General features: G+C 54.3%; 18 protein-coding genes. 8 read left to right on the top strand and 10 right to left on the bottom strand.

Annotation, left to right across the window (positions count from 1 at the left end):
- Nucleotides 1-190 precede the first annotated feature (190 nt).
- Nucleotides 191-1,909, top strand: a complete 1,719-nt coding sequence (locus tag RFN81_RS17390) for a sensor histidine kinase (RefSeq protein WP_264497001.1) — start codon at nucleotides 191-193, stop codon at nucleotides 1,907-1,909.
- A gap of 98 nt (nucleotides 1,910-2,007) precedes the next feature.
- Here RFN81_RS17390 and asd read toward each other — a convergent pair whose 3' ends face one another.
- Nucleotides 2,008-3,111 carry an aspartate-semialdehyde dehydrogenase gene (gene asd, locus RFN81_RS17385; protein ID WP_264497000.1) on the bottom strand — a complete coding sequence of 368 codons (1,104 nt, stop codon included), beginning with the start codon at nucleotides 3,109-3,111 and terminating at the stop codon, nucleotides 2,008-2,010.
- Between the two features lie 281 nt (nucleotides 3,112-3,392).
- Between asd and RFN81_RS17380 the strand changes: the two genes are divergently transcribed.
- Nucleotides 3,393-3,986 (top strand): YhgN family NAAT transporter, encoded by a 594-nt coding sequence (locus RFN81_RS17380; RefSeq protein WP_264496999.1) that lies wholly within the window; start codon nucleotides 3,393-3,395, stop codon nucleotides 3,984-3,986.
- 57 nt (nucleotides 3,987-4,043) lie between these two features.
- Here RFN81_RS17380 and RFN81_RS17375 read toward each other — a convergent pair whose 3' ends face one another.
- Nucleotides 4,044-5,420: a GntP family permease gene (locus RFN81_RS17375; protein WP_264499034.1), complete on the bottom strand. Its 1,377-nt coding sequence runs from the start codon at nucleotides 5,418-5,420 to the stop codon at nucleotides 4,044-4,046.
- A 158-nt stretch (nucleotides 5,421-5,578) separates the two neighbouring features.
- Between RFN81_RS17375 and RFN81_RS17370 the strand changes: the two genes are divergently transcribed.
- Complete coding sequence (locus RFN81_RS17370) at nucleotides 5,579-6,091, top strand: gluconokinase (protein ID WP_264496998.1); 513 nt, start codon at nucleotides 5,579-5,581, stop codon at nucleotides 6,089-6,091.
- 9 nt (nucleotides 6,092-6,100) lie between these two features.
- On the opposite strand, the gene gntR is transcribed toward RFN81_RS17370, so the two are convergent.
- From gntR to glpA, 5 genes are all read right to left on the bottom strand, one after another.
- The gene (gene gntR / locus RFN81_RS17365) at nucleotides 6,101-7,096 is read right to left on the bottom strand and encodes a gluconate operon transcriptional repressor GntR (protein ID WP_264496997.1); all 996 of its coding nucleotides are present in this window, start codon (nucleotides 7,094-7,096) and stop codon (nucleotides 6,101-6,103) included.
- A 58-nt stretch (nucleotides 7,097-7,154) separates the two neighbouring features.
- On the bottom strand, nucleotides 7,155-7,850 hold the full coding sequence (locus RFN81_RS17360) for a pirin family protein (RefSeq protein WP_264496996.1): 696 nt from the start codon (nucleotides 7,848-7,850) through the stop codon (nucleotides 7,155-7,157).
- 372 nt (nucleotides 7,851-8,222) lie between these two features.
- Entirely contained in the window at nucleotides 8,223-9,434 is a 1,212-nt protein-coding gene (gene glpC / locus RFN81_RS17355) for an anaerobic glycerol-3-phosphate dehydrogenase subunit GlpC (protein ID WP_264496995.1), read from the bottom strand.
- Nucleotides 9,421-10,692 carry a glycerol-3-phosphate dehydrogenase subunit GlpB gene (gene glpB, locus RFN81_RS17350; protein WP_264496994.1) on the bottom strand — a complete coding sequence of 424 codons (1,272 nt, stop codon included), beginning with the start codon at nucleotides 10,690-10,692 and terminating at the stop codon, nucleotides 9,421-9,423. The genes glpC and glpB overlap by 14 nt, the downstream gene beginning before the upstream one ends.
- Nucleotides 10,682-12,352, bottom strand: coding sequence for an anaerobic glycerol-3-phosphate dehydrogenase subunit A (gene glpA / locus RFN81_RS17345; RefSeq protein ID WP_264496993.1), 1,671 nt, complete (start codon nucleotides 12,350-12,352; stop codon nucleotides 10,682-10,684). Before glpA ends, glpB begins: the two co-directional genes overlap by 11 nt.
- Nucleotides 12,353-12,660: 308 nt before the next feature.
- On the opposite strand from glpA, the gene glpT reads away from it, so the two are divergent.
- The gene (gene glpT, locus RFN81_RS17340; protein WP_264496992.1) at nucleotides 12,661-14,010 is read left to right on the top strand and encodes a glycerol-3-phosphate transporter; all 1,350 of its coding nucleotides are present in this window, start codon (nucleotides 12,661-12,663) and stop codon (nucleotides 14,008-14,010) included.
- Between the two features lie 78 nt (nucleotides 14,011-14,088).
- On the opposite strand, the gene yigL is transcribed toward glpT, so the two are convergent.
- Entirely contained in the window at nucleotides 14,089-14,889 is an 801-nt protein-coding gene (yigL, locus tag RFN81_RS17335) for a sugar/pyridoxal phosphate phosphatase YigL (protein WP_264496991.1), read from the bottom strand.
- Nucleotides 14,890-14,942: 53 nt separating this feature from the next.
- A complete protein-coding gene (gene pldB, locus RFN81_RS17330; RefSeq protein WP_264496990.1) occupies nucleotides 14,943-15,980 on the bottom strand; it encodes a lysophospholipase L2 in 1,038 nt (345 codons plus the stop codon).
- Nucleotides 15,981-16,110: 130 nt separating this feature from the next.
- Here pldB and rhtB point away from each other — a divergent pair, with 130 nt between their 5' ends.
- Nucleotides 16,111-16,731, top strand: coding sequence for a homoserine/homoserine lactone efflux protein (gene rhtB / locus RFN81_RS17325; protein ID WP_264496989.1), 621 nt, complete (start codon nucleotides 16,111-16,113; stop codon nucleotides 16,729-16,731).
- Here the strand turns inward: rhtB and recQ are convergent.
- Nucleotides 16,728-18,551 (bottom strand): ATP-dependent DNA helicase RecQ, encoded by a 1,824-nt coding sequence (gene recQ / locus RFN81_RS17320; protein ID WP_264496988.1) that lies wholly within the window; start codon nucleotides 18,549-18,551, stop codon nucleotides 16,728-16,730. The two genes, rhtB and recQ, sit on opposite strands and share 4 nt — an antisense overlap.
- A gap of 245 nt (nucleotides 18,552-18,796) precedes the next feature.
- Between recQ and rfaD the strand changes: the two genes are divergently transcribed.
- The 3 genes from rfaD to rfaC are packed head-to-tail and all read left to right on the top strand — an operon-like array spanning nucleotide 18,797 to nucleotide 21,818.
- Nucleotides 18,797-19,729 carry an ADP-glyceromanno-heptose 6-epimerase gene (gene rfaD, locus RFN81_RS17315; protein ID WP_264496987.1) on the top strand — a complete coding sequence of 311 codons (933 nt, stop codon included), beginning with the start codon at nucleotides 18,797-18,799 and terminating at the stop codon, nucleotides 19,727-19,729.
- A gap of 23 nt (nucleotides 19,730-19,752) precedes the next feature.
- Nucleotides 19,753-20,838: an ADP-heptose--LPS heptosyltransferase RfaF gene (gene rfaF, locus RFN81_RS17310; RefSeq protein WP_264496986.1), complete on the top strand. Its 1,086-nt coding sequence runs from the start codon at nucleotides 19,753-19,755 to the stop codon at nucleotides 20,836-20,838.
- Entirely contained in the window at nucleotides 20,835-21,818 is a 984-nt protein-coding gene (gene rfaC, locus RFN81_RS17305) for a lipopolysaccharide heptosyltransferase RfaC (protein WP_264496985.1), read from the top strand. The genes rfaF and rfaC overlap by 4 nt, the downstream gene beginning before the upstream one ends.
- Nucleotides 21,819-21,892 lie beyond the last annotated feature (74 nt).

Genomic DNA, 21,892 nt, shown 5'->3' with positions numbered 1-21,892 from the left:
TTGAGTCCTATTGTTTAATTAAGGGTAGTCAAAGAACGGGACAATATCTGAGAAGTGATGCAATTTTCCCGTTTATATTGATATGAATAAGTGGTAAATCGGGATAGCCAGCATCTTTTACGTAAAGTTCGGTTCCTCCCCTGACGAAAAGCAGTACAATTTTCCGGATTGAATACGATGAGATATCCCTATGGTTAGCCAGATTGATCTGATTCTTTCCCTGCTACAGCAAATGTGTATTTATCTGGTCATTGCCTATTTGCTCAGTAAAACACCGCTGTTTATCCCATTGATGCAGGTCACCATTCGTCTGCCGCACAAGCTCGTGTGTTATTTGGTGTTCTCCATGTTTTGTATTATGGGAACCTATCTCGGCCTGCATATAGACGATTCTATCGCCAACACCCGTGCGACGGGTGCCGTGCTGGGGGGCATGCTGGGCGGCCCTTCTGTCGGGTTTCTCGTTGGATTAACGGGGGGATTGCATCGCTATTCTATGGGGGGTATGACCGCGCTGGCCTGTATGCTATCAACGATCGCCGAAGGGTTGATCGGCGGGCTGTTACACCGCTATTTGACACGCCGCAACCGTATCGATTTGCTCTTTCAACCGTTGGTTGTCGGCCTGACCGCACTGGTGGCGGAAGCCCTGCAAATGGCGATTATTCTGTTGGTGTCCCGCCCGTTTGATAATGCCCTCGAACTGGTCAGTGATATTGCGTTGCCGATGATGATCACCAATAGCGTCGGTTCCGCCATGTTTATGCGTATTCTGCTCGATAGGCGCGCCATTTTTGAAAAATATACCTCCGCGTTTTCCGCCAAGGCACTGCAAATCGCCGCCCGCGCCGAAGGGGCGCTGCGCCAAGGGTTCAACCCGCAGAACAGTATGCGCGTGGCCCGTATTTTGTATGAAGAACTGGGGGTCGGCGCCGTAGCGATTACCGATCGCGACAAGTTATTGGCTTTTATCGGATTGGGCGACGACCATCACATCGTCGGTTCGCCCATTACGTCGTCACATACGCACCGGGCGATAGACAATAATCAGGTGGTATATGCGGATGGGAACGAAGTGTCGTATACCTGTTCGGTGTCGCCACACTGTAAACTCGGTTCGACGCTGGTGATCCCGTTGCGTGGTGAAGATCAGCGCGTTGTCGGGACGATCAAACTGTATGAACCCAAGAATAAGCTGTTTTCCAGCATCAACCGCACGCTGGGGGAGGGGATCGCTCACTTGCTTTCCGCTCAGATTTTAACCGGGCGCTTTGAACAGCAAAAACAGCTACTGGCGCAGTCGGAAATCAAGCTATTGCACGCGCAGGTCAACCCACATTTTCTGTTCAATGCGTTGAATACGTTGTCCGCCGTCATTCGACGTAATCCCGATCACGCCCGCCAACTGGTGCTATCGCTGTCAACGTTTTTCCGCAAAAACCTCAAGCGCAGCAACGATGAAGTCTCGCTGAATGATGAGCTGGAGCATGTTAACGCCTATCTGGAAATTGAGAAGGCGCGCTTCGCCGATCACCTCACGGTCGACATCTCACTGCCGGAGGAATTGCTGGAGGCGAAATTACCGGCGTTTTCTCTACAACCTATTGTCGAGAATGCGATTAAGCATGGGACGTCGCAGATGATTGAACACGGACATATCCACATCAGCGGACGCCTGCATGCGAATACGCTGGAGCTGACAGTGGAAGATAACGCGGGGGCCTATCAACCCCGCAGCGGCGGCGATGGGCTTGGCATGAATTTGGTCGATCGGCGCATTAAGGCCCGCTACGGTAATCGCTACGGAATAACGGTAGTCAGTGAAGCCGATAAATTCACTCGGGTTGAAGTGCGCGTACCGCTCATTACCGCGCGTAAGGCACTGGAAAAACTGGATAGTGTGGCGTGACAGGGATGAGCGTTAAGCCGTTAGTAAGATCGTCACAACAACATGCTGGCCCTAACCCGACGCAACATCCATCGATGTTGCGTCAGAAAGCAGGATAATTACAGCAGGATGCGTAGCATACGGCGCAGCGGTTCAGCGGCTCCCCACAGCAACTGATCGCCGACCGTGAAGGCGGACAGGTATTCCGGCCCCATATTTAGCTTACGCAAACGACCAACCGGCGTGGCGAGTGTGCCCGTTACCGCCGCTGGCGTCAGCTCTCGCATAGTGATGTCACGATCGTTCGGCACCACTTTCACCCAGTCATTGTGGGTCGCCAGCAGTTGTTCAATTTCCGGCAGCGCGACGTCTTTTTTCAGTTTGATCGTGAATGCCTGGCTGTGGCAACGCAGCGCGCCAACGCGCACGCAGAGACCATCAACAGGAATAACGCTGCGAGTCGCCAGAATTTTGTTGGTTTCCGCCTGACCTTTCCACTCTTCACGGCTCTGACCATTGTCGAGCTGCTTGTCAATCCACGGAATCAGACTCCCCGCCAGCGGCACACCGAAGTTATCCGTCGGCAGCGAACCGCTACGCGTCAGCGCGGTAACTTTCCGCTCAATATCCAGGATTGCAGAAGCAGGATTCTCCAGCGCCGTCGCGACTTCACCGTACAGCGCACCCATCTGCGCCAGCAGTTCACGCATGTGACGTGCGCCACCGCCTGAAGCCGCCTGATAGGTAGCGACAGAAGCCCACTCCACCAGATTGTTGGCAAACAGGCCGCCCAATGACATTAGCATCAGGCTGACAGTGCAGTTACCGCCGACAAAGGTTTTGATACCGTTATTCAGACCCTGTTGAATCACCCCGTGATTCACCGGATCCAGAATAATAATCGCGTCATCCTTCATTCTCAGTGACGATGCGGCGTCGATCCAATAACCCTGCCAGCCACTTTCACGCAGCTTTGGATAAATTTCATTGGTGTAATCGCCGCCCTGACAGGTAATAATGATATCCAGCGCATGCAGGGCTTCAATATTATAGGCATCCTGCAATACGCCTTGATGACCGCCCAGCGCCGGAGCAGGGTCGCCGTGCTGAGAGGTGGAAAAGAATACCGGATGAATCACATCAAAGTCGTGCTCTTCCACCATGCGCTGCATGAGAACCGAGCCGACCATACCGCGCCAGCCAATAAAACCAACATTTTTCATGGTAACTGTCCTGCTTTGGGGGAAATAAAAAGAATTGCGGCTAACGTCGATAGCGCTGAATTATTGCTGCCGCAGAGGTCGCGCGCGTCGTGTCGTAAACCTGTCAATTATCGCATTGCTCAACCTTACAAAATGTACGTAAAGTCGCAAGTGAATTTATTCGATAGCGCGCCATTTTTCAGCAATCGTGCTTATAACGTCGGGTAGAGACAAATAATAGCGCGGATTGGTTCGCAAACGGTCTCCATCAGAAAATACGGTTTCAGGAGTAGAAAACCAACATGACAGAAATGATCTCCGCAACGGTGCTGCTGTTGCTCATTATGGATCCACTCGGTAACCTGCCGATCTTTATGTCCGTGCTTAAGCATCTCGATCCCAAGCGCCGCCGCGTGGTGCTGATCCGTGAAATGTTGATCGCGCTTGGGTTGATGCTGATTTTCCTGTTCGCGGGCGAACGTATTCTGGCGATCCTCAATTTACGCACTGAAACCGTCTCTATTTCTGGCGGTATTGTGTTGTTTCTCATCGCGATTCGTATGATTTTCCCCTCGCAGGAAGGCAACAGCAGCGGCCTCCCCGCTGGTGAGGAACCGTTTCTGGTGCCGATGGCCATCCCGCTGGTGGCAGGGCCATCGATCCTGGCGGCGCTGATGCTGCTTTCCCACCAATACCCGAATCAGTTGCCACAATTGACGCTTTCCCTCTTTATCGCCTGGACGATCTCCTTCGTCATCCTACTGATGTCAGATGTGTTTTTACGGATGCTGGGCGAGAAAGGCGTGAGTGCGCTGGAAAAATTGATGGGGCTGATTCTGGTGATGCTGTCGACGCAAATGTTCCTCGACGGTGTACGCGCTTATATGAAGTTATAGCCGCATCGTTGCTCTCAGTGTCTCATAGTCCCCCTCCGCAAGGAGGGGGTAAACACATCAGAGGAAAATACTTCCCACCAGTGCTATCAGAAACGCGATGGTGCCGAGTAGCGTTTCCATTACCGTCCAGGTTTTCAGCGTCGTTTTTTCATCCATTTCGAGGAAACGACCAACCAGCCAGAAGCCTGAATCGTTCACATGTGACAACACGGTCGCACCGCCCGCAATCGCCACCACGATGAAGCAGAGATCGAACTGACTCAGACCTGGGGTCGCCGCTACCGCCGGGGCCATCAGTGCCGCGGTTGTCGTTAGAGCTACCGTCGCTGACCCTTGAGCAACGCGCAGAGCGGCAGACACCACAAATGCCGCTACAATCACCGGCATGCCCGTATCGGCCAGGGCTCCCGCCAACGCGTTACCGATTCCGCTGGCGCGTAGTACACCGCCGAACATTCCGCCTGCGCCAGTGACCAAAATGATCGAGCACACTGGCCCTAGTGCACCCTCACATATTTTCTCCAGGTGTTTCCGGCTATGCTGGCCGCTAAACATAATCATGGCGAACAAAACCGTAATCAACAGCGCAATGGGCGTTTTCCCTAACATCCTCAGGAATTGCACCAGATCGCTATCGCCGCCGATGACTCCCATTACTGTTAGGGTATTCAACCCGGTATCAAGGAAGATCAAGATCAGTGGCAGTAGCAGCACCCACATGACGACACCAAATGTGGGCGGCGTATGCTGTTCGTCTGCTTTGACTTCCGTCAGGAAGGTTGACGGCAATGGTAAATGAAATTTTTTACCTGCCCACAGGCCAAACAGATAACCGCCAAGATACCAGGTGGGGTAAGCAATCACTGCGCCTACCAGCACCAATAGACCAATGTTGGCACCCAGCAATTCACTGGCCGCCACCGGACCAGGATGTGGCGGCAGCAAGGCGTGCATAACAGCAAAGGCACCTGCCGCAGGGAACGCATAGGTTAACGTGGAGCCGCCGAAACGCTTCGCCACGCTGAAAATAATCGGCAACATCACGATCAATCCAGCATCAAAAAAGATCGGGAAACCAAACAACAACGAGGCAAGCCCCAGCGCGAAAGGCGCTCGCTTCTCACCGAATTTATTGATGAGCGTATCGGCCAACACATTCGCCCCTCCGGTCACCTCCAGCAAGCGGCCGATCATCGCGCCCAGACCAACCAGCAAGGCGACGGATGCCAGCGTGCCGCCAAACCCGCTCAACAACGTGGGGACTATTTTTTCATAGGGCGTTTTCGTCACCAGCGCTGTGGCCAGACTGACCAACGTGAGGGCCAGAAAAGCGTGCACTTTAAAGCGCATAATCAACACCAGTAACAGTGCGACTGCGCCCACAGCGATGGTTAATAGCACACTGGCGCTATAGGCGGATGTTATTTCTATCATCATTAATCATCTCTTTTAGACACCGGGCCAGAATTGGCGGATTGTTTGTGAGGTGTATCACATCATGATTTGATACCGGTAACATGATACGGGTAACATGTTAAAATCTGGAACTATTAAGTATCATTTAATTTACAGTTTGGGATAGAGATCAAATTATGTCAGGTCGAAGCATTATTTTGATGGGCGTATCGGGCAGTGGGAAATCTTCGGTTGGCGCAGCACTTGCCCGCGCTATTCAGGCGAAATTTATTGATGGCGACGATCTGCATCCCCGCGCCAACATTCAGAAAATGGCCAGCGGCACGCCGCTTAACGATGATGACCGCGCACCGTGGCTGGAACGGCTCAGCGATGTCGCCTATAGTCTGGCGCACAAAAACGAGACTGGCATCATCGTCTGTTCCGCCCTGAAAAAGCGCTATCGCGACCGTCTGCGTGAAGGGAATGAAAAGATGGTGTTTCTCTATTTGAAAGGGAGTTTTGAGCTGGTTTTGGCTCGTCATCAAGCCAGAGCGGGCCATTTCATGCCGACGGAGCTGTTAAAAAGCCAGTTCGATACGCTGGAAGAACCAGGTCGTGATGAACCTGATGTTCTGAAGATCGATATCGATGGCACGCCGGAAGAGGTCGTGCAGCGCTGTGTTGACGCGCTGCGCACCGCTGGTTAATGCCGAGGATCAAAGGCTCTCACCGTCCAGTACGGTGAAGCCGACATCAATGATGTTCGGTTCTACCGACTCGCCCCGCAGTCGGGCCAGCAAGTGTTCGGTGCCGACGCGTCCCATATGCTCACGCGGCGTCAGGACGCTAGCCAGTTTCGGCACCATCGCCTGCCCGATGTCGTGCCCGTGGAAACCCGCAACGCCGATGTCTTCCGGCACCCGTAATCCCTGCCGCTGACATTCAAACATCGCGCCCACGGCCAGGTCATCATTGGTGCAGAATACGCTATCGACCAGTGGGTATTCCGCTTGCGCCTGTCGCAACAGTTCCCCTCCGAGCGAATAAGACGACGCCCGCGCACTCATCACGCAATAACTATCGAGGCCGCTTTCCCGCATCGCTTGCTCATAGCCGCGGCAGCGCATCAGGGTACGCTCATCCTGGCGCGCACCGAGATAGACGATATGACGATGCCCTAATGTGACCATACGTAGCGTCATCTGTCGGGCCGCATCAACGTTATCAAACCCAACGGCCATATCCAGACAAGGTGAGGCGGAATCCATGAGTTCTACGACCGGAATACCCGCGACATCCAGCATTTGGCGCGTTCGTGGCGTGTGGGCGCGTTCGGCGAGGATAAGTCCATCGATGTGATAGGACAGCAGTGAGGTTAAGCGTTGTTCTTCTTTGTCGGGGTGATAACCATAGTGGGCCAGCATGGTCTGATAGCCGTGCGCCTCAGCCGTGCGCTCTATCCCGCGCAGTACTTCGGCAAACACCTGATTCGTTAATGACGGCAGCAGCACGCCAATCGCCCGGCTGGTCGCACTCGCTAGCATATTGGGTGCGAGATTCGGGATATAGCCCAGCTCATCCAAGGCAACGGCAATTTTTTTCTGCAACGCGGCTGAAACCTGTGCGGGGTTACGTAAATAGCGGCTTACCGTCATTTTAGTCACCCCGACACGGTCGGCTACATCTTGGAGAACGGGTCTTTTTTTCTTCATCGTCAACTAAAAATGCCTGCAAAACAGTCGACTGAGTCTAGCAAAAAATGCGCCATTCTTATACTGGTGGCAAATCAAACAGCAGAATCTCGCTATCCTCGCTGGCGTGTACCGTCACCGCGGTTTCGTCCCAGATCGCAAGCGCATCGCTAGTGCCCGCATGTTGCCCGTTAACCTCGACCGTACCACGCACCACCTGAATCCAGATACGGCGTGCAGCCTGAATCTGATACACCGCGTGCTCCTGCGCCTTCAGCGCCCAACGCCACAGTGTCATGTCCTGAAAAACCTTCAGCGAGCCGTCACGCGCATCTGGTGACAACACCAACTGACGCCCTTGCTGCACATCAAAGCGCTTCTGCTCGTAGCGCGGCGTCAACCCGGTCTTTTCTGGAATAATCCAGATTTGATACAGATGCAGCGGCTCATGCTCGCTGGCATTGTATTCCGAATGACGGATTCCCGTTCCCGCACTCATGATCTGAAATTCACCCGCCGGCACCCGTTCTTTATTGCCCATGCTGTCCTGATGCTCAACCGTACCGGATAAAACATAGGTCAGAATTTCCATATCTTTGTGCGGATGCGTGCCAAAGCCCTGGCCGCCTGCGATAACGTCTTCATTGATCACGCGCAGCGCCGAAAACCCCATAAAGTCAGGATCGTAGTAATCGGCAAATGAAAACGTATGCCAACTATCGAGCCAACCGTGATTCGCATGCTCGCGTTCGTGCGCCTGACGTAAATAGATCATGTTATTTCCTCCCACGTTTTTGATAAGGAAAGTGTAATGGGCAGGGGAGAATAAGATAGCGGAAAAAACTCATCGCACTGTTCGAAAAATCAGAACAGGATAGGTAAAACGCAGGAAAAACAGATAAAAAAAAGCCAGCACCCGAGCTGGCTAAATAATACTGGAAGCAATGTGAGCAATGTCATGCCTTCACGGGGTAACGGGATAAACGCGAACACCATTGATAGCTAACACAGGTACACGGCACCGTTCCCCCAGAATGCATAGCAATAATAATCATTATCATTCGCGTCTGTAAAGTGATTTTTGCGATAAATTCTTATTCGCAATACGGGATGGAATTAGGCTCATTTCTCCCCTATTTTTTGTGGGTTACGGTGGCGATGCCAATGCGCTCGCCAGCAGCGTGATCGGATGTTCGCACGGTTTGCTGGTGGACATCTCGATCTGCCATTTACAGGTTTCGCAATCGGTGACGACGATATCGGCACCGCTCGCTTCAATCTGACGAAACAGCGGTGCGCCAATGCCTTGCGAGGTGGCGTAATTCTCTTTTTTGAAGCCGTAAGTGCCCGCGATACCGCAGCATTGGGAATCCAACATTATCAATTGTAGGCCGGGAATACGTTGTAGCAATGCCAGCGTGTAGGCCGTCCAGCCCATCCGTTCCAAATGGCAGGGCGTATGGTACGCCACCCGAAGTGGTACTTGACGCAACGCCAGCGTTTTCCCTTCGTCTTCCAACAGTCGATAGAGTTTACGCGTGACCAGTTCAACGCCATCGCGCACGTGGCCGTTATCCACGCCCAGCAGATGTGGATATTCGTCCCGTAATGTGAACGTACAGCTCGAAGACGTTGCAACGACCGCCAGCGATTTCTGATTGATCGCCTCATCCAGCGAGGCAATGTTGGCACGCGCCTGTTTTCTGGCTCTGTCATGAAAACCATTGGCGATCAGCGGCACACCGCAACATTTCTCTTTATTCAGCAACTGAACGCCAATACCTAGCGCGTTAAAAACCCGCACCAGATCTTTACCCAATTGTGGATGGTTATAATTCACATAGCAGCCGTGGAAATAAGCGATCTGTTCATCATAAGCGCGCTGCTTTGCCGCCTGTCGGCGATACCAGCGGCGAAAGGTGCCGAACGAATAGGTCGGTAATTGGCGACGATGGTCGATCTTTAACGCTTTATCCAGCAGTTGGCGCACGGGTTTAAGACCGGTCGCCGTATTAACCAGCGGCGCAAACGGCGTCGCCACCGACCCCATGAAATCGGTATGGCTCAGAATCGCGTCGCGCAGCGTTGGCTTATGGTTACTGTGCGCCGCTTTCGCACGCTGAATAATGTCGCCGATGTTGACGTCCGACGGGCAGGCGACCTCACAGCGTTTGCAGTTAGTACAATATTTCAGCGCCTCATCGTACAGCGCCGGATCTTTGCGCCGCAGACGTTCGCCATCCGGCCCAGCCTGTTTCGGGCCGGGATAAAGCGGGTTAACGCGCGACACCGGGCAATATGTGGTGCAAACCGTACATTTGATGCAATCTTCAAAGCGGTTATCGTCAAGCAGGTTCATGGGTTGCCCCCTTTAAAATCTGTTCGGCAACATGGATCGCGCTGAGTAAGGAAACACCCGCTCCGCATCCCTGCGCAATAGGGTCGAAGCCTTCCAGCACTGCGCCAATCGCGTACAGATTGTTGACCGTTTTTCCCCCGATACGCGGGTGCAGGCGTTCATCGACGATCGCCCCAAATTGCCTATAGGGCTGCGGCGCAAACACATCCTGCTGGCTCCAGCCTTCGCGTTGCTCTGCGAACCGAACATCCAGCCCAAAGACCGGTTCAGTCACCCGATCGAACTGCGCCACCAGCCCGCTACTGAAGAAGCTGCCGCTTGCCAGCACCACGTGCTGCGCGCGCAGTGGAATATCGCCGTGATGATGGCTATAGACCGCGATCTCCTGGGGGGAAAACGCGGCACGCGTCGCGCGATCGCCCGGCATCACCATGCCGCCTAGTTGGCAAAAGCGGCGCGCCAGCGCCTGATGCAAACGCAATCCGAGAACTGACGGCGGTAAGGTTGGCAGCAACTGCACCGGCTTACCCAACGCCACGGTGAGTTCACCGATGATCTCAGGGCGATCTAACCCCAAACAGGCGGGCATGATGATGGCGTCGTTACCGTTGGCCAAGCGCGTCAACTCTTCCACCAGCGCCGCGTAATTCTCTGGCCGATCGAGCACGCGGGCAATATTGACCGCACGGAATTCACTGGGGTTTTGGCGTAGCCGATCCAGCACCGGTAGCTTGAGTTCATCACTGCGTGCCGCGATACCCCGTGCCTGAAGCGTACCGGCAACAATACGGGACTGAAAATCCAGAAAGCCGTCGATACCGGCAATGAGCGGGTTGTCGCCAAAATGGGACTCCGGCAGGCCACGCGTTACGCCATCAGCCGGACTTAGCCAACATGCGCGAAACTGGCCTAATGGCGTCATACGCCAGTGATTCTGTTGATGATGGCCTAACAGAGCGATATTGCTGCGCTGCAACAGCGCCTCAACCTGCGGTAACAGTGCGGCGACCGTCGCCGCCCCGATCCGGGAATAGGGGTGACGAGGGGATTGATGCGCCAATGCCTCCAGCGCCTCCAGCGGATGGCTCACCGGCTGCCCATCAGGAAGATGAGAGAGTAAATCCAACGCGCCGGAAGAAAAATGCAGCGCATTCTGTCCGGCGCTAACCATTGCGCAGCGTTTTCCCTGTTCCGCCAGACGAATCCCACAGGTCAACCCTGCCAGCCCGCCGCCGATGATCACGACGTCATAGCGCATGGCGATCCTCCTGATTGTCGCTGGTCGTCAGGCCGCACAGCCCCTGATAAACCCAACTGGTAAATTCGCTTTCGCGCAGGGCGTTGCCCCACGCGATCGGGCGAATGCCTTTCCAGCGTTCATTTAAAAATTCGCTGAGCTGCGTGAGCGATTGCGCTGGCGTCGCGGTGCCCAGACGACACAACAGGCCCGCCGCACGACAGGCGCACAATTCTCCCTGGCAGGTGCCCATGCCCACACGCGTGCGCCGACGTAAATCAATCAGGTTATTCACCTGTAATGTTTCTACCGCGTAGCGCACTTCGCCCGCCGTCACGGCTTCACACTCGCACACCAGACTGCGATCCAGGCGGTCACCGGACAGCATTCTTCCGGCTCGTTCACCGTGACGGTAAATCGCTGAACCGCGCAGCGGCGCAGAGAGTGGTTTCGCTGCGGGGTAAGCTGACAGGGCGTGAGTCGCGGTTTTCATTTCATCCTGCGATTCAGAGCCGGGCAATGGCGTCTGCGCCGTCGAGCAGGCTACGTCATGGCCCAGTTTTTCGCAGATAGCGTCCGTCACCCACTCCGCCATTAGACGGTAGGTCATTAGTTTGCCGCCCGTAATGGTCAGAAACCCTTCCAGCCCGTCGCGGCTGGCATGGTCGAGCAGCACAATGCCGCGGCTCACGCTACGCCCACTCGGGTCACTATCGTTGGCGACCAAAGGACGGACACCGGCATAAGCACGCAGAATTCGCGTACTCGCGAGCGCAGGGGCTAGCATGGATCCTTCCCGCATCAGCGTTTCCACCTCGGCAGGCGTCACCTGCATTGCATCGATTTGATCGTAGTCGATGTGGGTCGACGTGGTGCCAATCAGCGAAATGGTATCGCCCGGCACCAGAATATCGGCATCCGCCGGTTTGCGGCAGCGGTTGATCACCATGTTGTTGATGCGATGCCCCAGAATCAGTAGCGCGCCTTTCGCCGGAAACATGCGTACGCATAAATCGGCATATTCTGCGATACGTTGTCCCCAGATTCCCCCCGCGTTGACCACCACTTGCGCGTATATTTCTGTCTCTCTTCCTTTTTTATGGTCGAAAACGCGCACGCCGGTGACTCGATCGCCTTGGCGAATCAACCCAATGACTTCGTGATAGGTCAGCACTTCAGCACCGTGCTCACAGGCGTCGATCATGTTAGCCGCCGTCAGGCGGAAAGGATCGACAGAGCCATCCGGCACTCGCACCGCGCCGATCAGCGCCGGATTGGCCGCGGGTTCCAGCCGCAGCGCCTCCTGCGGGTCCAGCGCTTGGGCGCGGATACCTGCCCGCTGGCAGGAGGCAATAAACTGCGCCTGCCAGCCAAGATCGTCTTCCGGCAAGGTGATAAACAGGCCGTCTGTCGGTTCTATGCAATGGCGGGCAATGCGACGGAGAATCTGGTTTTCTTGAATACATTCGCGGGCAGACTCGCCATCGGTTACCGCATAGCGGGCGCCGCTGTGTAATAAGCCGTGATTACGGCCGGTCGCGCCAGTCGCAATATCATAACGTTCCAGCAACAGGCAACGCAGTCCGCGCAGGGCGCAATCGCGTGCCGTTCCCGCGCCTGTCGCACCGCCGCCGATGACAACCACGTCAGTTTCGCGCCAGTTACCCGCATTTTGTCTCATCTTTTCGCTCCAGCGGAGGGATGTCTGCTGTTATAGAGGCACAAAAAGCAGAATAAATGTTTGATAGAGAGCAAAAACGAACAAAAAACGAAATTAAATTGGCGTGAAAACGCTCTTAACGTGATTTATCTCACCAAAATCCCGTCGGGAAATTTTCCAATTTTGCTAACATGAGCGCAAAAATCGTCACATGTTCATAAAAATGAAACATTATTGTCATGAGTCACACTCATCAACAGACGAACCCTTTACACTTGCCTTCGTAATAGAACAAAAATCTCTCGTTTTTTTTCGCATTGGAGATATCTATGCTGAGCATTTTTAAGCCTGCGGCCCACCAGGCGCGCGTATCATCGGATCGTGTGGACCCCCTCTATCGTCGTCTACGCTGGCAAATATTCATGGGGATTTTTTTTGGCTATGCCGCCTATTATCTGGTACGCAAAAATTTCACGCTGGCGATGCCTTACCTGATTGAACAAGGCTTCTCACGCGGCGATCTTGGTTTTGCGCTGTCTGGTATCTCCATCGCCTATGGCTTTTCCAAATTCATTATGGGTTCGGTCTCCGATCGTTCCAATCCACGCGTGTTTCTGCCTGCGGGCCTGATTCTGGCGGCTGCCGTCATGTTATTCATGGGTTTTGTGCCGTGGGCAACGTCTAGCATTGCCGTGATGTTTGTCTTGCTGTTTCTGTGCGGTTGGTTTCAGGGCATGGGATGGCCGCCGTGCGGGCGCACTATGGTTCACTGGTGGTCACAAAAAGAACGCGGCGGTATCGTGTCGATCTGGAATTGCGCCCATAACGTCGGTGGCGGTATTCCTCCTCTGCTGTTCCTGCTGGGCATGGCCTGGTTCAATGATTGGAAAGCCGCGCTTTATATGCCGGCGTTCGCCGCGATTCTGGTTGCCCTGATTGCGTTTGCGCTGATGCGAGACACCCCGCAATCCTGTGGCTTGCCGCCAATTGAAGAGTACAAAAATGATTATCCGGTTGATTATAACGAGAAACTAGAAGAAGAACTGACGGCTAAGCAGATTTTCATGCAGTACGTTTTCCCGAACAAACTGCTTTGGTACATCGCTATCGCTAACGTTTTCGTTTACCTGTTGCGTTACGGCATCCTCGACTGGTCACCGACTTACCTGAAGGAAGTGAAACACTTCGCACTGGATAAATCGTCCTGGGCCTACTTCTTATACGAGTACGCGGGCATTCCGGGCACGCTACTGTGCGGGTGGATGTCTGATAAGGTCTTCAAAGGTAACCGCGGTGCAACCGGCGTGTTCTTCATGACGCTAGTGACGTTGGCAACCCTCGTTTACTGGCTGAATCCGGCCGGTAATCCGGGGGTAGACATGGCCTGTATGATTATTATCGGCTTTCTAATTTATGGTCCGGTAATGCTGATTGGCCTGCACGCGCTGGAATTAGCACCGAAAAAGGCGGCGGGGACGGCGGCGGGGTTCACCGGACTGTTCGGTTACCTCGGCGGATCCGTCGCCGCCAGCGCCATCGTCGGCTATACCGTTGACTTCTTCGGTTGGGACGGCGGCTTTATGGTGATGATTGGCGGCAGTATTTTGGCGGTACTTCTGTTGATTATTGTGATGTTGAATGAGAAAAAACATAAAGCCGAATTAGCTAAGCGCGCGTAACGCGGGAGCTATGCCTGCTGTGCGGCGAGCGTGCAACGCCGCACAGCATCCCACCACATGACGGCACGCCAACAGAGATTATTGCAGAAACAGTTCGCGTAGGTAGCGTGGCACCGCGCCATCCGCGTTAGAACCGATTACCTCGCAATTCGGCAGCAAGTCTTTCAGCCGCTGATGTGCGTTTTGCATGATGCAGCCTTTTCCGGCCATCGACAACATTTCGTAGTCGTTCATGCCGTCGCCAAATGCCACGCATTCCTTAAGCGAAAAGCCGATGAGTTTGGCTACCTGCTCCAACGCATGCCCTTTAGACACGCCGCCGGCCATTACCTCCAGACAGGTGAGGGCTGAAAAGCTCACGTTGACGCGATCGCCCCAACGCGCGTTGATCGCGTCTTCAAGCGGCAGCAACTGTTCGTGGGAATCGCAGGTAAAGAACACCTTGCTGACGCCATCAGTCTCAAGCAACCCCGGCTCAAACAGGGAGTATTTAAAGATCGATTCTTTGAAAAATCGCTCTTCCTCTGGACGGGCGCGGTTCATAAACCACTCATCATCGCGGTAAACATGCGTCAGTATCGCGGGGTTATGATGTACGACACCGTAGAGGTCGCGAGCGATGTCCTGATCCAGATTGTGGCTAAAAATTAGCTCGCCTTGCGTGTTGTGCACGCGCGCCCCATTCGACGTAATCATAAATGCGCTGATATCGAGGTTATCGCGGATCTGCGCCACATCCAGGTGATGCCGTCCGGTAGCGAAAACGAAGTGGATCCCTTTTTCCGTCAGCAACTTGAGGGTGTCTTTTGCATAGGGAGAGAGCGTATGGTCAGGTGACAATAGGGTGCCGTCTAAATCGGAAGCAACAACATGATACATAACGATGAGATCTCACTTCTGGGATGTTGCCGCAGCGGGTGCCGCGGTAAAATTCAATGATAACGCGCAAAGTACGCCAGAATTAGCGCAAATGCCTGGGCACGGAGATTATCCGTTTCAAATAGGATCTCATGCCGTGCCCCGTGAATAATCTGTAAAACATGACTCAAATCTGTGTTATCTCGCTGTGCCAATGCCTGACAAAACGCTTTCTGGCTGTGATTATCCACCACGCAATCTTCTTCGGCCTGAAGTAGCAGCAGTGGCGTCGTCACGCGCGTCGCGTTAGCCAGTAACTGTTCTCCCACCTGTATCGCTTCACGTACCCAGTGGTAGGTGGGGCCGCCGATGCGCAAATCCGGCCAGTCCGCATAAAATCGGACACTACGCTGGTAGCGTTCACGACTGTGCGTCAGTACATTCATCCGATAAGGCAAGGGACGCCAGGGGCCGGTGCCGATAGCATAATAATCGCGTATTGCCGGGAATCGCTCTGCCACATCGACAATCCACTTAGCGATGCGGTGAGGCAGCGGTAAGTGAATGCCAAACATTGGCGCACACAACACCACCGCGTCAAACCGTGTCGGCTGGCGAATCAACAACTGGGTGAGGATCGCGCCTCCCATTGAATGCGCCAACGCAAAGCGGTGGGTATAGCGCGTTACATCCAGATATTGCTGGCATAACGTTTCGGCGTCATCGACATAATCACTAAAGCGCAGCACATGTCCACGGTGCCGATCTGGCAGCAGTCGACCAGAAAACCCTTGCCCACGGTGATCCATGATGAGCACATCATAGCCGCGATGAAAGAGGTCGTAAGCCACTTCGCTATATTTGACGTAGCTTTCGATGCGGCCTGAAAAGATGACGACAATCTTGTCGTGCTGTGGCGCGGTAAAACGAACGAACCGGATCGGCACCTCATCGACGCCCAGGTATTCGCCCTCTTCACGCTGGCGCCAGAAATCCAGTAATGCGCCGGTGGCAAACGCGGCATATTGCGCTTCTCGTGTTAACAGGTCCGACGTTAACCGTTTTGACGTTAACCGTTTTGACGTTAACAACGTCGTGTGGCGTTGAATCATCTGACTTCTCCGGTGACGCGGTAAAACAAAGCTAACGAGAAAACATGACAAGCCGTAGAGCACAAGCGTATTGTGACACAAAAAACAGACAGACTCTCGTTATACAACGGGTGATTCAGGAGCACGTTTCATGACATGGGATTGGTGGTTAACCTATCTGCTTACAACGCTTATTCTCAGCCTGTCGCCCGGTTCTGGCGCGATTAATACCATGAGCACCGGAATTAGCCACGGCTATCGTGGGGCGGTAGCGTCAATTTGTGGTTTACAAGTTGGGCTGACGATCCATATCGTATTGGTGGGTATTGGGCTAGGCGCATTGCTTAGCCAGTCGGTACTGGCTTTTGATGTGTTGAAATGGCTGGGCGCCGCCTACCTGATTTGGCTAGGGATTCAGCAGTGGCGCTCGGCGGGAGCGCTCGATCTCCAGGCCGTCGCCAATATCATGCCCCGTCGCAAACTCTTTAAACGCGCCATATTGGTGAACCTGACTAATCCGAAAAGCATCGTGTTTCTGGCGGCGCTATTCCCGCAGTTCATTATTCCTCACCAGCCGCAGGCCGCGCAGTATCTGGTGTTGGGGGCCACTACCGTGGTGGTGGATATTATCGTGATGATTGGCTACGCCACGTTGGCCACACGCATCGCCGGGTGGCTAAAAGGCCCGCGGCAGATGAAAACGCTCAACCGGACGTTCGGTTCACTGTTTGTGCTCGTTGGCGCGTTACTTGCCACGGCGAGAAAAGCCTAATCACCATTATCAACATGATCGCGGATCACGTTCATGAAGGGCGCGCCGAAGCGTTCGAGTTTACGGTGACCAACGCCGTTGATCGTCAGTAGCTCACCTGCGGTGATCGGCATTGATTCCGCCATCTCTAGCAACGTCGCGTCGCTGAACACCACGTAAGGTGGGATATTGTTATCATCCGCGATGGATTTGCGCAATTTACGCAATTTGGCAAACAGCTTACGGTCGTAATTGCCGCCGTAAGACTTCTGCATGATGCGGGGTTTTAAATTGATGACGCGCGGCACGGCCAGTTGCAGCGCGACCTCTCCCCGCAATACCGGACGCGCTGCTTCGGTCAGTTGTAAGGCGGAATGCAGGGTGATGTTCTGGCTCAGTAAACCCAGATGAATCAATTGGCGCAGCACGCTGACCCAATGCTCTTGCGATTTGTCTTTGCCTATACCGTAAACCGGCAACTTATCATGGCCAAATTCCCGAATACGTTGGTTATTCGCCCCGCGTAACACCTCGACAACATACCCTAAACCAAAACGCTGGCCGACGCGGTACACGCAGGAGAGCGCCTTTTGCGCCTCTATCAGCCCGTCATAACGTTTCGGTGGATCGAGACAAATATCGCAGTTACCGCAGGGTTGCTGGCGTCCTTCGCCGAAATAGTTGAGTAGCACCAGACGGCGACAGGTTTGCGCTTCGGCAAACGCGCCCATGGCATTGAGCTTATGGCGCTCGATCTCTAACTGCGGGCCGGCGGGTTTCTCTTCCAGGCAGCGACGTAGCCATGCCATATCCGCCGGATCGTAGAACAGCGCGGCTTCGGCGGCCAGGCCGTCACGCCCGGCGCGCCCCGTTTCCTGATAGTAGGACTCAATGTTACGCGGGATATCAAAATGCACCACAAATCGCACGTTTGGTTTGTTGATCCCCATACCAAAGGCCACGGTCGCCACCACTACCTGAAGATCGTCACGCAGAAACGCTTCTTGCACCTGCGCCCGCCGTTCGTTATCCAGCCCGGCGTGATACGCCCCGGCGCTCAGCCCGCGAGCCTGCAAACGTGCGCAAATGTCCTCCACGCGAGAGCGGCTGTTACAATAAATAATGCCGCTTTTCCCCCTCTGCCCTTGTACAAACATCCACAGTTGATCGAGCGGTTTGAACTTCTCCACCAGCGTATAGCGAATATTCGGGCGATCGAAACTGCTAATCTGAATCAGCGGCGATCGGAGATCCAACAGACGAACGATATCGTTACGCGTGGTTTCATCGGCCGTCGCCGTCAGTGCGATAAAAGGAAGATGGGGAAAACGCTGTTTAATCTGGCCTAACGCGCGATACTCGGGGCGGAAATCGTGCCCCCATTGGGAAATGCAGTGCGCTTCATCCACCGCAATCAGCGAAATCTGCCAGTGGGCGAGATGATCGAGAAAACTGTCCGTTGTCAGACGTTCCGGCGCAATATAAAGCAGCTTGATCTGACCGCTACGGCAGCCCGCCATCACCTCAAACTGCTGTTCGCGCGTCTGCGTAGAATTAAGACACGCCGCCGCAACACCGTAAGCCTGGAGTTGGTCGACCTGATCTTTCATCAGTGAAATCAGTGGGGACACCACCAGCGTCAGCCCATCCATCACCAACGCGGGAATTTGGTAGCACAGCGATTTACCGCCGCCCGTTGGCATAATCACCAGACAATCCTGCCCACTGAGCGTCGCGCTGATAATTTCCTGCTGGCCCGGTCGGAACTGCTGGTAGCCGAACGTGTCCCGTAGAACCTGAACCGCCAGCGTTTCCTTATTCACTACTTCCGCCGTAGACACGCCTTCCCCAATTCAATGAAATCAAACAGGCGCTATTTTCAGCGCCGCTGGCTAAAACTGCAATGGTTAGTTTGGTCATGTGGCAGATACGGCAGGGGTGTTGTCCCCGAAACCTGCCTGACAACGCAGCCGCCAGCGGGGTAGATGAAGCTCTGGCTGCTCGCGACAAAATGAAATGCTATTATAGCCGTCATAACAGTGTGGGGCGCGGTGCCTCACCATCAAGATGAACAAAGGTCGCGCCCATGATTATCGTTACTGGCGGTGCCGGTTTTATCGGCAGCAACATCGTAAAATCTCTGAATGATAGCGGTTATCGGGACATTCTGGTGGTTGATAACCTGAAAGACGGCACCAAATTCGCCAATTTGGTCGATCTGGATATCGCTGACTATATGGATAAGGAAGACTTCATCGCCAATATCGTTGCGGGCGATGATCTGGGCGATATCGATGCCATATTCCATGAAGGCGCCTGCTCTTCCACCACCGAGTGGGATGGTAAATACATGATGGATAACAACTATCAGTATTCCAAAGAGGTGCTGCATTATTGCCTCGATCGCAACATTCCTTTCCTGTATGCCTCTTCCGCCGCTACTTACGGCGGTCGCAGCGATAACTTCATCGAAGAACGGCAGTATGAACAACCGCTGAATGTCTATGGCTACTCCAAATTCCTGTTCGATCAATACGTGCGTGAAATTCTCCCAGAGGCGGAATCGCAGATCTGTGGTTTCCGCTACTTTAACGTTTATGGCCCGCGCGAAGGGCATAAAGGCAGTATGGCGAGCGTCGCGTTTCATCTGAACAAGCAGATTAATCAGGGCGAAAATCCGAAGCTGTTCTCCGGTAGCGAGAACTTCAAACGTGACTTCGTCTACGTCGGCGATGTTGCCGCAGTTAACCTGTGGTTCTGGCAGCACGGCGTTTCCGGCATCTTCAACTGCGGTACAGGCCGCGCCGAATCCTTCCAGGCGGTCGCTGATGCTACGCTGGCGTTCCATAAGAAAGGCAGCGTGGAATACATCGAATTTCCTGAAAAGCTGAAAGGCCGCTATCAGGCCTATACTCAGGCTGACCTTACCAAATTACGCGCCGCCGGTTATGACAAGCCGTTCAAAACCGTTGCCGAGGGCGTGGCGGAATACATGGCCTGGCTGAACCGTACCGTGTGATCGGATAAAGGTTGATAAGCGGTATGAAAATTTTGGTCATTGGCCCTTCCTGGGTCGGCGATATGATGATGTCGCACAGCCTGTATCGTACGCTGAAGGCTGAACACCCCGAAGCGGCCATTGACGTGATGGCGCCAGCCTGGTGCCGTCCACTGCTCGCCCGCATGCCAGAAGTCAATCAGGCGCTGGCGATGCCGCTGGGTCATGGCGCACTGGCGCTGGGCGAACGTCGTCGTCTGGGCCTGTCGTTGCGTGCGACGGGCTACGAACGTGCTTACGTGCTGCCTAACTCGTTTAAATCCGCGCTGGTGCCTTTCTTTGCCAACGTTCCGCAGCGCACAGGCTGGCGTGGTGAAATGCGTTATGGCTTACTGAATGACTTACGCGTGTTGGATAAGTCGGCATTTCCGCTGATGGTGCAGCGTTACGTCGCGCTAGCCTATGATCGTCATCATATTCATCGCGCCGACGATCTCCCGCAACCTCTCCTGTGGCCGCAGTTACGGGTCAATCCGACCGAAGTCGCGGAGATGAGCCGGGCCTTCAGTCTCAACGATGCGCGCCCCATCATCGGCTTTTGTCCCGGTGCCGAATTCGGCCCTGCCAAACGGTGGCCGCATTATCACTATGCTGCGCTGGCGCAATCGCTGATTGAGCGTGGCTACCAGATCGCGCTGTTTGGTTCCGCCAATGACCGTTCGGCCTGTGACGATATTTTGCACGGATTGACGGAAGACGCACGACAACATTGCGCCAATCTGGCGGGGAAAACCTCGCTGGAGCAGGCCGTGGTGCTGATTGCCGCCTGCCGCGCCGTCGTCAGCAATGACTCCGGGCTGATGCACGTTGCCGCGGCCTTGCATCGTCCGCTGGTGGCGCTTTATGGACCGAGTAGCCCCGATTTCACGCCGCCGCTGTCCCATCAGGCCGAGGTGATTCGGCTGATTACCGGCTATCATCGGGTGCGCAAAGGGGATGCCGAACAAGGCTATCATCAGAGTTTGATCGACATTCAGCCCGAGCGCGTGCTCAGTGCGCTCGACAACTTTTTCACGCAGAATGCAAACCATGTCGCTCAGAAAAACCCGCGGTCAGGGGCAGACGCATGAGGGTGCTGATCGTCAAAACATCATCTATGGGCGATGTGCTGCATACGCTGCCCGCCTTGACCGATGCGATGCGGATTATTCCCGGCATTCAATTCGATTGGGTGGTTGAAGAAGGTTTCGCACAGATCCCCAGTTGGCACCCGGCGGTTTCCCGCGTGATTCCGGTAGCGATACGCCGCTGGCGCAAAAGCTGGTTCAGCGCCCCGACACGCCAGGAACGAGCAGCATTTAAACGTCAGCTACGCCAGCACCGCTATGATGCCGTCATTGATGCACAAGGGCTGATTAAAAGCGCACTGCTGGTAACGCGGCTCGCCAATGGCAAGAAACACGGATTGGATTGCCAGAGTGCCCGTGAGCCGCTGGCAAGCTGGTTTTATAACTACCGCCACCCGATAAGCCGTCAACAACATGCCGTCGAGCGTATACGCGCGCTGTTCGCCGCTAGCCTAGGCTATCGCAGGCCAATTGAGCGTGGCGACTATGCCATTGCCTCACGCTTTCTTGCTCCGCCTATCGTTGACGATAGCCGCTATCTGGTGTTTCTCCACGCCACAACGCGCGATGAAAAACACTGGCCGGAAGAAAATTGGCGCGAATTGATTGCGCGACTGGCAGAGAGTGGATTACGCATTAAACTCCCCTGGGGAGCGGAACATGAGCGCCAGCGCGCATTGCGACTGGCTGACGGTTTCCCTTATGTTGATGTCTTACCGCGCCTCACGTTGCAACAGGTCGCCGAGGTTCTCGCTGGCGCCGAGGCTGTTATTTCCGTCGACACCGGGCTCAGCCATCTGGCAGCGGCGCTGGATCGTCCCAATATCACTTTATATGGGCCAACCGATCCTGGGCTGATTGGTGGCTACGGGATGAATCAGGTAGCGGAAATATCTGAAAACCAGCAAATGGCAGCCATTTCCGCAAGCCTCATCCATCAAAAACTGGAAAAGCTGATAGCATTGCCCGCCTCAGGCGAGTGATATCGCTCCCGACCGTGAACAATTACATGCTTAATGAATCAAGGTACGAACTGGGAAAAACACTTGGTATAAGT

It is taken from the genome of Pectobacterium cacticida (assembly GCF_036885195.1).
GTDB classification, from domain to species: domain Bacteria; phylum Pseudomonadota; class Gammaproteobacteria; order Enterobacterales; family Enterobacteriaceae; genus Pectobacterium; species Pectobacterium cacticida.
This window is presented reverse-complemented; position numbering and strand designations above follow the sequence as displayed.

Coding starts and splice junctions, on each gene's coding strand:
- RFN81_RS17390 (WP_264497001.1), top strand. CDS start 191: ATGGTTAGCCAGATTGATCTGATTCTTTCCCTGCTACAGCAAATGTGT.
- asd (WP_264497000.1), bottom strand. CDS start 3,111: ATGAAAAATGTTGGTTTTATTGGCTGGCGCGGTATGGTCGGCTCGGTT.
- RFN81_RS17380 (WP_264496999.1), top strand. CDS start 3,393: ATGACAGAAATGATCTCCGCAACGGTGCTGCTGTTGCTCATTATGGAT.
- RFN81_RS17375 (WP_264499034.1), bottom strand. CDS start 5,420: ATGATAGAAATAACATCCGCCTATAGCGCCAGTGTGCTATTAACCATC.
- RFN81_RS17370 (WP_264496998.1), top strand. CDS start 5,579: ATGTCAGGTCGAAGCATTATTTTGATGGGCGTATCGGGCAGTGGGAAA.
- gntR (WP_264496997.1), bottom strand. CDS start 7,096: ATGAAGAAAAAAAGACCCGTTCTCCAAGATGTAGCCGACCGTGTCGGG.
- RFN81_RS17360 (WP_264496996.1), bottom strand. CDS start 7,850: ATGATCTATTTACGTCAGGCGCACGAACGCGAGCATGCGAATCACGGT.
- glpC (WP_264496995.1), bottom strand. CDS start 9,434: ATGAACCTGCTTGACGATAACCGCTTTGAAGATTGCATCAAATGTACG.
- glpB (WP_264496994.1), bottom strand. CDS start 10,692: ATGCGCTATGACGTCGTGATCATCGGCGGCGGGCTGGCAGGGTTGACC.
- glpA (WP_264496993.1), bottom strand. CDS start 12,352: ATGAGACAAAATGCGGGTAACTGGCGCGAAACTGACGTGGTTGTCATC.
- glpT (WP_264496992.1), top strand. CDS start 12,661: ATGCTGAGCATTTTTAAGCCTGCGGCCCACCAGGCGCGCGTATCATCG.
- yigL (WP_264496991.1), bottom strand. CDS start 14,889: ATGTATCATGTTGTTGCTTCCGATTTAGACGGCACCCTATTGTCACCT.
- pldB (WP_264496990.1), bottom strand. CDS start 15,980: ATGATTCAACGCCACACGACGTTGTTAACGTCAAAACGGTTAACGTCA.
- rhtB (WP_264496989.1), top strand. CDS start 16,111: ATGACATGGGATTGGTGGTTAACCTATCTGCTTACAACGCTTATTCTC.
- rfaD (WP_264496987.1), top strand. CDS start 18,797: ATGATTATCGTTACTGGCGGTGCCGGTTTTATCGGCAGCAACATCGTA.
- rfaF (WP_264496986.1), top strand. CDS start 19,753: ATGAAAATTTTGGTCATTGGCCCTTCCTGGGTCGGCGATATGATGATG.
- rfaC (WP_264496985.1), top strand. CDS start 20,835: ATGAGGGTGCTGATCGTCAAAACATCATCTATGGGCGATGTGCTGCAT.